We start from the raw sequence: 11,709 nt of genomic DNA, 5'->3' as shown, positions 1-11,709 counted from the left end.
TGGACGTCCTGTCCCTCCCCCGCGCCGACGATCAACCGGTGAGTGCCGCGCGGGGCGGCACCCCTCGGGCCGGGCTCAGTTCGGGGAAGGCCGTCTCGATGACGCGCAGCTCGTCTTCCGCCAACTGGGAGAGTTTCTCGTCTACGGACCGTTGACGCGCCGCCAGCGCCTCCCGGGCGTAGGCCAGGGCCTGTGCCGGCTCGTTCAGAAGGCGGTGCACCCTGGCGAGCATGGCGAGCGACTCGCACTCGTTGACCCGGTAGCCGATCTCCCGGGCTTGGCGCAGGCCGCGCTCGAGGTAGGACTTCGCCGTCTGCGGATCGCCGCGGTCCAGGCACAGCTCGGAGAGCAACGAGAGGCCGCCCGCCTCGTGGTAACGGTCGCCTGCGGCCTGCGCGAGTGCGAGTCCCTCCTCGACCAGGCTCATGGCCGCCGTCAGGTCGCCCAGCTTCCGACAGGCGATCGCCCCGGTCAGCAGCGAATGACGCTCGCCAACCTCGGAGCCGATCTCCCTGGCGATCGCCCGCTGGACCTCCGTCTGCTCACGGGCCTCCGCGTACCGCTCGAGCTTGAGAAGGGCGACGCCCAGGTTGCCCAGGGCGCGCATCTCGCCGAACCGGTCGCGCAGACCGCGTCTGAGCTCGAGCTCGGCCTGCTGGTGCAGCAGGGCCTCGGCCGCCCTGCCGAGGTTCAACAGCGCATTGGCGAGCTGGCCGTGGGCCAGGGACAGGATCTCCTGGTCGCCGGTCCGCTCGCCCACGGCCAGGGCCTGGCTGTTGAGGTCGCGCTGCTCGCGGCGGTGCGCGCCCCTCGTCAGTTGCCAGGTGAGGGCGAACCCGACGTAGGCCCCCAGTCGTGCGACGTCGTCGTTGTCGCTCTGCATCGCCTGCGTGGCGGTGGCGACCACGTCCGGCAGCTCCTCCTCCAGCCAGTTCCTGGCCTCGTCCCCTGTCGCGAGCGCGAGCGGAGGCTGTGGCACGGCGGGCCAGGGAAGCTGCACGCGGTGGGGGTCGAGCACCGTGCTGGCGTGGCGTGCGGTCGCCCCGTAGAAACCGAGCGCGCCCATGAGCGCGTCCTTGCGCGCCTCCGGCGTGAGACGGGCGTCCGCGAGCTCGATCGTGAACAGCCGCACGAGGTCGTGGAGGCGGTAGCGGCCCGGTCCCGAGATTTCCAGCAGGTGTGCGCGTGCGAGGCGGTCGAGGGCGCGCTCGGCGGCGTCGACCGGTTCGCCGAGGAGGGCGGACACCAGCTCTGGGGTCAAACTCGCCACGTGCAGGGCGCCGAGGCGACACATCGTCCGCGCGGCCAGCCGGTCGAGTTCGCCGCCATGGGCCAGACCCTCGTAGCTCAGTTCCAGACTGGAGCGGACGGCCCTTCGGCCCGCCTCCAGCTCGTGCAGCGTACGCCGCCGGTCTTCCAGCCTCGTGCCCAGATCCCGCACCGTCCAGTCCGGACGTTCGGCGAGCCGGGCGGCGGCCAGGCGCAGGGCCAGCGGCAGCAGGTCGCACAGGTGCGCCAGGCGGTCCGCGGCGGCCGGGTCCGCCGCGATCCGTTCCGCTCCCACGAGCTTCGCCAGCACGGTGACCGCCTCCGACGGCAGCAGCCTCCTGAGCACGAGCTGGACGCAGTCGTCGGTCTCCGCGTGCGACTCGCGGCTCGTGATCAGCACGGCGTTGCCGGACGGCAGACCCAGCAGGGCGCGCACCTGCCCGGGCCCCGCCGCGTCGTCGAGCAGGATGAGGGTCCTGCGTCCCTCCAGCCGGTCGCGCAGCACCGCGGCGGCCTCGTCCTCCTCGGACGGCACGGCCCCGCCCGGCAGCCCCAGGGCGCGCAGGAGCCGGCTGAGCACGTCGATCGGCTTCAGGCGCTCGACCCCCGGCGTCGCCCCCTGGAGGTTGACGTACAGCTGTCCGTCCGGGAACGCGTGGGAGGAGGCGTGGGCGGCCTGTACGGCCAGCGCGGACTTGCCCGACCCGGGGGCCCCGGTGATCGCGACCACCGCCTGCGGAGGTCCGCCGTCCCAAGGGGAGAGCAGGGACCGCAGACGGACCCGTTCCTCGGCCCGGCCCACCAGACCGCTCGCCGCCCGCGGCAGCTGGCGGGGAGGCCGTGCCGGGGACTCGGCGCCACTCGCGTCGTCCCGCGCCCGCGTGAGCGAGGGATCGGCGCGCAGGATCAGTTCGTACCGCTCACGCAGGGTCGTGCCGGGATCCACGCCGAGCCGCTCCGCCAGCAGGCGGTTGACGTCCATGTATGCCTGGAGAGCGTCGGCCTGCCTGCCACAGCGGTACAGCGCGAGCATGAGCAGGTCGCGAGTGCGCTCCCGCAGGGGAGCCTCCGCGGCCAGCTCGGTCAGCGCCGCCGCCGCCTCCTGGTGCAGCCCGAGGTCGAGCAGTGCGTCGGCGTGGTCCTCCCGCGCCGACAGGCGCAACTCCTCCAGCCGGGCCCGTTCCGCGTCCGCGAAGGGGCCGGGGATGCCGCACAGGGCGGGCCCCGACCAGCACGACAGGGCGGCGTCCAGCGCGCGCAGGCCGCCACGGCGGTCGCCCGCGCCATGCAGCAGCCGGCGCGCCTCGGCCAGATGGCGTTCGAAGTCCTCCACGTCCACCTGCATGGGCCCGTGTTCCAAGGCGTAGCCGCGCGACCGGTTCACCAGGACGGCGTATGGACCGCGCCTGCCGGGGTGGGGCTCCAGCACCCGCCGGAGGCCGGCGATGTAGGTGTAGACGCTCTGCTCGGCCGTGTTCGGGGGGCGATCCCCCCAAAGACCACTGATCAGAACGTCCTTCGGGACCACGCGTCCCTCATGCCCGACCAGTACGCACAGGGCCGCCCGCTGCAGCGGCGGTCCCAGTTCGACGGGCCGTCCGCCGCGCCAGGCCGCAGGCGGACCAAGTAACCGCAGACGGGACGGTAAGCCCTGAGAAGTTTCACACTCATTCGCATTATCCATACGTCTTTGGACTCCATGCGGTGACGGCGTAGACGCGTTGAGTGCATCGCCCGGCCCTATTGGGAGGCTGGTGCGCGGAGCCTCGTGACCGGGCCGCCGGTGCGTCCCTCGGCGTTCTTGTACAGCTACTTCAATACGAAGTCATCCCCGTGACGCCGGCTATGGGCACATCATTGGGCCTGGATCGGCAGAAGCTTCAATATGCCATCACGTATCTAGATTTTGTCTAGATGAGGGAACAGCTGGGGTCCCGATGTAGGGGCGGGAAGCGGTTGCGCCGGCGGAGCCGTCGCTCCCCCCGCGCGCCCGAAGGGGTATGGGCGGTCCGTCGCCGAGTCTGCCAGAGCGATGATTTGCGACCTTTGTGCCTGTGTGGGCGCGGATGGTGTCCGCTGGTCGATGTGTCGGTGGGCGGAGCCCTCTCGTGAAGATGAGGAGCGTCCGCCGGGAGCGTGAGCTGCGGGATGCGACAGGAATTGCTGTACTGCAATAACTGAGGGGAGCCCGGATGGTGACGAAGTCTACCGGATTCCGTTTATGTGACGATCGAAAATTCCTCCGGCTGGACGGCGAAAGATATTCTTTCCGGCGGCCTGTAGGGTGCGACCCTTCAATTGGGCAATCGAATTCGGGCCGGTGGGAAAATTTCGATTCAATAATGCCAACGGTGCGATAGTCGTTGGGTTTCAAAGAGGAGCGCCGGCGTCCGCCGGGGGGCGGGATGGTGAGCGGCACCTGGATCGCTGTCTCCGGCGCCCCGGCGCGGGCTGCCGGTCGGCTCCGATCAGCAGCAAAACCCCAGCGCAAGCATATCCGCCCGCGCAAGAGACGCGGCATCCGCCGGCGCAGGAGACGCGGCGGCACTTGCTGGCGTACCATTGCCGCCAACGGCCAGTACGGCCAAAATGACAACGGTAAGAACGGGCAGAGCGAGGCGGCGCACGGTGGATCTCCCATCAGCTCAGACTGCCGGGCCTACAATAGTGCAGGAGTTGCCAATGGCGGCGCAAGATCTGGTCGGACAGCGCATCAAGACGATTCGCCGTCAGCGTGGGCTCTCGCAAGCGCAGTTGGCACACCCCGAACTTTCAGACAGTTATGTATCACTGATCGAAAGTGGCAAGCGCACCCCCACCCCCGCCGTGCTCGAACTTCTCGCGCAGAAGCTCGACTGCTCGCTCACCTACCTTGTCAACGGCGTCACAGCGGAGCAGATGGAGGACCTCGAGGTCGGCCTCAGCTTCGCCAAGATGGCGTTGGAGAACGGCGAGGTCGGCGAGGCCCGCCGCCGCTACGCCGAACTGCTCGCCGACGGCAACCTCCAGGGACTCGCCTCGCTGCGGGTGGAGGCGCGATACGGCTACGCATTGTCCTCCGAGGCGTGTGGCGAGCTCGTCGAGGCCATCTCCGTGCACGAGCAGCTCAGCGAGTCGGAGGCGGAGACGATGACGCAGGAGCGCAAGATCGCGGTGGCCCTGGCATTGTGCCGGTGCCATCGGGAGCGGGGTGACTATTCCGCCGCCGTGCGGGTCGGTGAGCAGGCGCTTGAGAGACTGGCTCGGTCGGGATGGAACGACGCGCTGGTCGAGCTCGGCTCCACGCTGCTGAGCGTCTATCTGGCGCGGGGCGACATGCTGCGGGCCGGGCACTTCGCTGCCGAACTGCTAACGGCCTCCGACGCCCTGGGCACTCCTCGGGCCGCCGTCGCCTCGTGCTGGAACGCCGCCTTCGCGGCCGAGCACACGGGACGCGGCGAGGAGGCCATCGGTCTGATGGAGCGCGCGCTGGCGCTCCAGTCCGAGACCGGCGAGCCGCGCAACCTGGCGCGCGTCCGGCTGGCGCACGCGAGCATGCTGCTCAGGCTTCACCCCGAGGAGTCGGAGAAGGCGCGTGACCTCCTGCTCAGGGCGCAGCGGGATATGGAGGCAGCGGCCACCAGCACCTTCGACAGGGCGGAGGTAGCCCTCATCCTCGCATGGGTGGAGATCGTCCTTCAGCACCCCGAGCAGGCCGTGGAGTACTCGCAGACGGCCGCCGAGCTCGTGCGCGGCACCTCCGGGTGGCTGGAGACGCAGGCCACCCTCCTGCTCAGCCAGGCGCACTTCCTGCTCCACCAGGACGAGGAGGCTGCGGCCGAGCTGGACACGGTGAGCCGGTGGCTGGAGACCGTGCCGGCCACCCGCAGGGCCGCCGAGGACTGGATGACGATCGCGGAGATGCGCCGGCGCATCGGCGACGAGTCGCAGAGCGTGGCCGCCTATCAGCGCGCCCTCGCCTGCGCCGAGCTCTGACCGCGCAAGCGGGCATCGGCGCTGACGGAGACAGGTTCTGCCGGGCCGGAGGCTGCTCGCCCCCGGCCCGGCTTGTGTCTCATGTGATGAGCGCGTGGACTACAAGAGCTCGTGAACGAATGGACCACGAGGCCGAACGCGGGCCGCGAACGGAGCGGCCGGCCCCGTTCACCGGCCTGCCGAGCCGGGCGCCGTCGTCCGGCAGGCATGGGGAGCCGGCTACGGCCGTGATCAGGTGGTCGCTTCGGGATATCCCCAGTACTCCGGTGCGAGGTATGGACCGGGCCCCCGCCTCGGTAGCCTGGGAGGTGCCATGAAGACACCCTTCCTCGCCGCCTTCGCCGCGCTCGTGGCGGCTCTCCTGCTATGTGTCGCGCCGGCCCTGCCCGCCGAGGCGCACACCTCGCTCAAGAGTAGCGACCCGCAGAAGAACGCGCAGGTCAAGGCCTTGCAAAAGGTCACGCTCGAATTCGCGGACTCCGTCCAGTTCCCGGTCGTGGTCGTCCGCGGTGAGGACGGCAAAAGCTACGAGAAAGGCGAGCCGGTCGTCGACGGGCCCAAGGTCACCGAGGCGGTGACCGAGCCGGTTCCTCCGGGTCGCTACACGATCGCCTGGCGGGTGGTCTCTCCCGACGGGCACCCGCTCGAGGGGGAGATCCCGTTCACCGTCGTCGGCGACCAGTCCGTGGGGGCGGCGACCTCGGCGGCGGCTCCCGGCGGCCCGCCGGCGGCATCCGCGCCGGCGGCCGCCGCGCCCGTGACGGCGCCCGCGGCGCAGGCCGATGACGGCGGGCAGGGGGGCGTCCCCGGGTGGATCTGGGCGGTGATCTTCGGGATCGCCGGCATCGGCATCGGGATGTTCCTGAGCCTGCGGAAGAAGCCGTGAACAGGGCGGTGCGTCTGACCGCCGCGGCGCTCTGCGCGGCCGTCGGCGCACTCGTCATCGCGATGGTGCTCGGCGGCGCCGCGACGCCGCGGATCATCCCCGGCCTGCCCGACGAGGGCACCCTGACCCGGTGGATGCTGCCGCTGTCGAAGCTCGCGATGGACATCTCCGGCGTCCTGACCGTCGGCCTGCTCGCGGCGGCCGCGGGGTTCCTGCCGAATGACAAGGGCCTGCTCGGCAAGCAGGCGCAGAGTTACGTGAAGGGCGCGTCATGGTCCGCGCTCGCCTGGGCGGTCGCCGCGGCGGTGGCGCTGGTCTTCAGCCTGTCGGAGACCCTCGGCGCGCCGGTGGGGCAGATCCTCGCCGGCAACGAGCTCACCAGCTACGCCAGCCAGGTGCCGCAGGGCATCGCGCTGACCCTGGTCGTGCTGTTCGCCGTCGCCATCGCGCTGTTCGCCCGGGGCGCGATCACAGCGGGCGCCGCCGGGGGCCTGCTGGTCTTCGCGCTCGTGACGCTGCTGCCGCCCGCACTCACCGGGCACTCCTCCTCCTCGCCCAACCACGGGCTGGCCACCACCTCGGTCGCCATGCACCTGCTCTTCCTCGCGCTGTGGGTGGGTGGCCTCGGGGTGGTCTGCGTGCACGCGCTGCGCGGGCAGCCGCTCCTGGACGTCGCCGCCGCGCGCTTCTCCCGGATGGCGCTGTGGTGCTTCGCCGGGGTCGGCGTCTCCGGGCTCGCCGCCGCCGCCTCGCGCCTCACCTCGATCGGCGAGCTGTTCACCTCGAACTACGGCCTGCTCCTGCTGGCCAAGATCGTCGCGTTCACCGTGCTCGGGTTCGTCGGCTGGCGCCACCGCGGCCGTACGCTGCCGAGGCTGTCGGCGGGGGAGCCGCACGCCTTCCTCCGCCTCGCCCTCGGCGAGGTCCTGATCATGGGGGCGACGATCGGCCTGGCCGTGGCGCTGTCCCGGACCGCCCCGCCGCCCGTCGACACGCCGGTCGACCGGGCCTTCGAGCTGCTCGGCTATCTGGTCCCGCCGCCGCTGACGCTCGCGAACCTGCTCACACTGTGGTGGTTCGACCTGTTCTTCGCCGTGCTCGCCGTCGTCATGGCCGGTCTGTACGGCGCGGGCGTTGTGCGGCTGGCCCGCCGGGGCGACCGGTGGCCTGTCGGCCGCACGGTCAGCTGGTACCTCGGCGTCGTCATCCTCGTGCTCAGCACGCAGAGCGGCATCGCCCGTTACTCGCCCGTGTTGTTCAGCGTGCACATGACCGAGCACATGGTCCTGTCGATGCTGGTCCCGATCTTCCTGGTGCTGGGCGCTCCGGTCACGCTGGCGCTGCGCGCGGTCAAGCCCGCCACCCGCCGGGGCGACCGGGGCCCGCGCGAGTGGCTCACGGTGATCCTGCACAGCAGGGTGATGAAGTTCGTCAGCCACCCCGCCATCGCGACCTCGATCTTCGTGGTGTCGACCTTCGCCCTGTACTTCACCCCGCTGTTCGCCGCGGCGATGGAGGAGCACCTCGGTCACATCGCGATGACCGTGCACTTCCTGCTGAGCGGCTCCCTGTTCTTCTGGGTGATCATCGGCGTGGACCCGGCGCCGTACAAGCTGCCCTACTACGGGCGGCTGCTGCTGCTCATGGTGACCATGCCGTTCCACGCGTTCTTCGGGATCGCCCTGATGAGCATGGGCACGGTGCTCGCGTCCGGTTACTACGACCAACTCGGGCGCACCTGGGGCGCCTCCGCGCTGATCGACCAGCAGACCGGCGGCGGAATCGCCTGGGCCTTCGGCGAGATCCCCACACTGATCGTGCTGCTCGCGCTCGGCTTCCAGTGGTGGCGCGACGACGAGCGCGTCGCGCGCCGGGCCGACCGCCGGGCCGACGCCGCGGCCGCCAGATCCGGTGGCACCGGGGACGCGGAGCTGGACTCCTACAACGACTACCTGGCGAAGTTGAACAAGCGGGACAGGGCCGCCGAGTAGACCGCCCTGTCCTGGCGGTCCGTGCCGTCGGTGATCGCCGCCTCGCCTCGGCGGTCCGCCGGCTCCTGAAGCTGCTACGGCAGGGTGAGAATCTCGTGACCCGTCTCGGTCACGACGATCGTGTGCTCGAACTGCGCGGTCCGCTTGCGGTCCTTGGTCACCGCGGTCCACTTGTCGGGCCAGATCTCGTAGTCGATCGTGCCGAGCGTGAGCATCGGCTCGATCGTGAAGGTCATCCCCGGCACCAGGGTCACCGACAGCGAGGGGTCGTCGTAGTGGGGGACGATGAGCCCGGAGTGGAACGAGGTCGCGATGCCGTGCCCGGTGAAGTCGCGGACGACGCCGTAGCCGAAACGCTTGGCGTACGCCTCGATCACCCGGCCGACGATGTTGAGCTGGCGGCCGGGCGCGACGGCCTTGATCGCCCGCATCATCGCCTCGCGGGTCCGCTCGACCAGCAGGCGGGACTCCTCGTCGACCTCTCCGACCAGGTAGGTGGCGTCGGTGTCACCGTGCACGCCGCCGATGTAGGCCGTGATGTCCACGTTGACGATGTCACCGTCGCGCAGCACGGTGTCGTCCGGGATGCCGTGGCAGATCACCTCGTTGATCGAGGTGCACAGCGACTTCGGGTAGCCGCGGTAGCCGAGCGTCGAGGGGTAGGCGCCGTGGTCGCAGAGGAACTCGTGCCCGATGCGGTCGAGTTCGTCGGTGGTCACGCCGGGGACGGCGTGCCTGCCGACCTCCTCCAGCGCCTGCGCGGCGATCCGGCCCGCGATCCGCATCTTCTCGATGGTCTCGGGAGTCTGGATGTCGCTGTCGCCCTTCTTGGGCTCGGCCTTCCCCACGTACTCGGGCCGGGGGATGTTGGCGGGAACCTTACGGATGGGCGAGATCCGCCCGGGGCGGAGCAGCGTGGTCATGCGGGCAAGTCTAGTTGCGTGTGAAGGGGGCACGATTGAGGACGTGAGCGATCAATGGTGGTTCTGCCTGAAGCACATGAGCGTCGAGCCCGAGAAGGGCTGCCCGAACAAGGACCGGCTCGGCCCCTACGACACCCGCGACGCGGCCGCCCACGCTCTGCAGACGGCGGCCGAGCGCAACGAGCGCTGGAAGGAGCAGGACAAGGAATGGGACGACTGATCCCCTGACCCTCTTCCCGGGCCCGGCCCTCAGGAGTCTCTCCCCGGGCCCGGTTCTCCCTGCCTCACCTGCCCCGGATCTCAGCGTGCCCTGTCTCACTGTCCATGGGCCGGGGCGGGGGCCGGGGCGGGCTCGGCCGCGTGCCGCCGGGCCGTGGCGCGGCGGGCGACGAACCGGCTGAGCGTCCACACGCCGATGCCGCTCCAGACCAGGTTGAGGATCGCCGAGGGCCAGGCCGAGTGGTACGCGCTGTTGATCATCAAGGTGGCCGCCCCGCCGAAGTTGAGCAGTTGGTAGGTCAGCCCGTCCGCGGACATCCTGCCGGACGACACCATCGCGTACGCCAGCAGGAGGACGACCGCGCCCGCGGTGCCGATGATCGTGATGAAGGTGGACATCAGGACGGCTCGCCGTCCGCACAAATGGTCATGGTGCGATGATCCTGCCCCTGGAGAGTGAAGAGCAAGTGAAGCATTCTTGATGCGAAGATAAGGTCTCCTGCATCGATACCGACGCCGGGCGCCGTTCACTCAGTCGCTCACGTGGGGGCCGGTGATCCGTTCGGCCAGGCGGGCGAGGCGTTCCCGCAGGCCGAGCTGCCGCACCTCCCCGGCCGCGCTGCTCACCAGGTGCTGCGCCGCGTCGAAGCTCAGGACGGCCCCCTCGGCCGGCACGGCGATCGCGTCGTGGGCCAGCGACTCCAGCTCGGGGTCGCCGCCGTCGACGGCGAGGATCGTGGCGCCGCTGCGGCGGGCGTCGTCCACCCGCTCCAGCAGGGGCACGGGTGCCCGCTGCTCGGCGACCACGAACACCGTCTCGCCCCTGCCGGTGCCGCGCAGGCGCTCCATCCCTACCCGCAGATGGGCGGGCGCGCCGGGCGGCGGCGCCCAGCGGACCAGAGTGGGGGAGAGCTGGGCGAGCCCCGTCACCTGGGCCTCGTCGGCGAGGTGGGCGGTGACGTGCCACGGCTCGTCCTCGGGGGTGCCGACGACGAGGAGCCCCCCGGGCGACCGGGTGGTCCGCAGCGCCAGGCCGAGCTCCCGGGTGCGTTCGAGCCATCCCGTGGAGGCGAGCACCTCGCGCAAGAGGTTCACCGATGCGGCGTCCATGAACGTCATGGTGCCTGACACGAGCGCATGAAGTCCCGCCAATCGGTCCTTGACACGCCGTTACCAACACGTGACGATCGGTCGGCGGTGCCGAGTACGGAACGTGATCCAACAGCCGGAAGGCGGCTTCATGAACCTTCGCGTTCGTGCCACCCTGTCCATGATCGGGGCTCTCCTGCTGCTGCCCGCGCTCACCGGCACCGCACGCGCGACCTCCGCCGGCGCCGTCGTCGAAGCGAGCCGTACGACGGTCTACCTCGTGCCCGGCAAGCTGCTGAAGGTGCCGGTGAAGGCCTGGCACCTCCGCTACCGATCCACATCCGCCACCGGGCGGCCGAACGTCGTCTCGGGCACCCTGCTCGTGCCCGGCACTCCGTATCCCCTCGGCAAGCGGCCCATAGCGGGGTACGCGGTCGGCACGCACGGCATGGGCGACCAGTGCGCCCCGTCGGCGGCCATGGCGGGAGGCACCGAGGCCGAGCTGGCCATCATGAGCCTGATGCTGGTCAAGGGCTGGGCCGTCGCGGTGACCGACTACGAGGGGCTCGGCACGCCGGGCGACCACACCTACATGGCGGGCCTGTCCCAGGGGCGCGCCGTGCTCGACTCCATCAGGGCGGCGGCGCGGGTGCCGGGCGCGAACCTGTCCGCCGCCGCCCCCGTCGTGGTCATGGGCTACTCGCAGGGCGGGTCGTCGGCGGCCTGGGCCGCCCAGCTCCAGCCGTCGTACGCGCCCGAGCTGCGGCTCAAGGGCGTCGCGGCGGGCGGGGTGCCGGCCGACCTGCGGGCCGTGGCCGACCACCTGGACGGCACCGGCGACTTCGGGCTCGCCGCGGCCGCCGGCATCGGGCTGGACGCCGCCTATCCCGAATTGCACCTGGACGGCTACCTGACCCCCGAAGGCGCGACGCTGTTCGGCGACGCCCGCGACGACTGCGTGGGCGACCTGCGGGCGAAATTAGGCGGGCGGCGGCTGGCAGAGTTCACCACCGCCGACGTGCTGAATCTGCCGGACTGGCGGGCCCGTCTCGCCGAGAACCGCCTCGGCGCGTCCGCGCCGCGGGTGCCGCTGTTCCTCTACCACGCGACGGGCGACGAGATCATCCCGTACGAGGTGGGCACAACCCTGCGCGAGGAATACTGCGCTCAGGGCGCGAACGTCCTGTGGACCGGCCTGCCGACCGGCAGCCACGTGCTCGGCGCGGTCGAGGGCGGCCCGCCGGCGGTCGCGTGGCTGGCCACCCGCGTCGCCGGCCTCCCCGCGATTCCGAACTGCTGAGCGCCCCGGAAACCACGGCCGGCGCGCTCCTCGGGCGCGGAACGCCGGGCGGGTGGG

The 11,709-nt window shown here is 70.9% G+C and carries 9 protein-coding genes; 5 read left to right on the top strand and 4 right to left on the bottom strand.

The window, feature by feature from the left end; all coding sequences use genetic code 11:
* Nucleotides 1–31: 31 nt before the first annotated feature.
* A complete protein-coding gene (locus tag ACGFIB_RS02675; RefSeq protein ID WP_393367984.1) occupies nucleotides 32–2,953 on the bottom strand; it encodes an AfsR/SARP family transcriptional regulator in 2,922 nt (973 codons plus the stop codon).
* Between the two features lie 998 nt (nucleotides 2,954–3,951).
* Between ACGFIB_RS02675 and ACGFIB_RS02670 the strand changes: the two genes are divergently transcribed.
* From ACGFIB_RS02670 to ACGFIB_RS02660, 3 genes are all read left to right on the top strand, one after another.
* Complete coding sequence (locus tag ACGFIB_RS02670; protein ID WP_357257794.1) at nucleotides 3,952–5,244, top strand: helix-turn-helix domain-containing protein; 1,293 nt, start codon at nucleotides 3,952–3,954, stop codon at nucleotides 5,242–5,244.
* Between the two features lie 313 nt (nucleotides 5,245–5,557).
* Entirely contained in the window at nucleotides 5,558–6,130 is a 573-nt protein-coding gene (locus tag ACGFIB_RS02665) for a copper resistance CopC family protein (RefSeq protein ID WP_393367982.1), read from the top strand.
* The gene (locus ACGFIB_RS02660; RefSeq protein ID WP_393367980.1) at nucleotides 6,127–8,121 is read left to right on the top strand and encodes a cytochrome c oxidase assembly protein; all 1,995 of its coding nucleotides are present in this window, start codon (nucleotides 6,127–6,129) and stop codon (nucleotides 8,119–8,121) included. The genes ACGFIB_RS02665 and ACGFIB_RS02660 overlap by 4 nt, the downstream gene beginning before the upstream one ends.
* Before the next feature lie 74 nt (nucleotides 8,122–8,195).
* Here ACGFIB_RS02660 and map read toward each other — a convergent pair whose 3' ends face one another.
* Nucleotides 8,196–9,044, bottom strand: a complete 849-nt coding sequence (gene map, locus ACGFIB_RS02655; protein WP_393367978.1) for a type I methionyl aminopeptidase — start codon at nucleotides 9,042–9,044, stop codon at nucleotides 8,196–8,198.
* Between the two features lie 43 nt (nucleotides 9,045–9,087).
* Here map and ACGFIB_RS02650 point away from each other — a divergent pair, with 43 nt between their 5' ends.
* Nucleotides 9,088–9,264, top strand: a complete 177-nt coding sequence (locus ACGFIB_RS02650; protein ID WP_317984773.1) for a hypothetical protein — start codon at nucleotides 9,088–9,090, stop codon at nucleotides 9,262–9,264.
* A 95-nt stretch (nucleotides 9,265–9,359) separates the two neighbouring features.
* On the opposite strand, the gene ACGFIB_RS02645 is transcribed toward ACGFIB_RS02650, so the two are convergent.
* Nucleotides 9,360–9,662 (bottom strand): CBU_0592 family membrane protein, encoded by a 303-nt coding sequence (locus tag ACGFIB_RS02645; protein WP_357257800.1) that lies wholly within the window; start codon nucleotides 9,660–9,662, stop codon nucleotides 9,360–9,362.
* A 132-nt stretch (nucleotides 9,663–9,794) separates the two neighbouring features.
* The gene (locus ACGFIB_RS02640; protein ID WP_393367976.1) at nucleotides 9,795–10,373 is read right to left on the bottom strand and encodes a hypothetical protein; all 579 of its coding nucleotides are present in this window, start codon (nucleotides 10,371–10,373) and stop codon (nucleotides 9,795–9,797) included.
* 130 nt (nucleotides 10,374–10,503) lie between these two features.
* Between ACGFIB_RS02640 and ACGFIB_RS02635 the strand changes: the two genes are divergently transcribed.
* Nucleotides 10,504–11,652 (top strand): lipase family protein, encoded by a 1,149-nt coding sequence (locus tag ACGFIB_RS02635; RefSeq protein ID WP_393367974.1) that lies wholly within the window; start codon nucleotides 10,504–10,506, stop codon nucleotides 11,650–11,652.
* Nucleotides 11,653–11,709: the final 57 nt, after the last annotated feature.

The sequence above is a fragment of the Microbispora bryophytorum genome (genome assembly GCF_043197435.1).
In the GTDB taxonomy this organism is placed as follows: domain Bacteria; phylum Actinomycetota; class Actinomycetes; order Streptosporangiales; family Streptosporangiaceae; genus Microbispora; species Microbispora bryophytorum.
The sequence above is the reverse complement of the archived record's forward strand: the minus strand, read 5'-3'. Positions and strand labels throughout refer to the sequence as shown.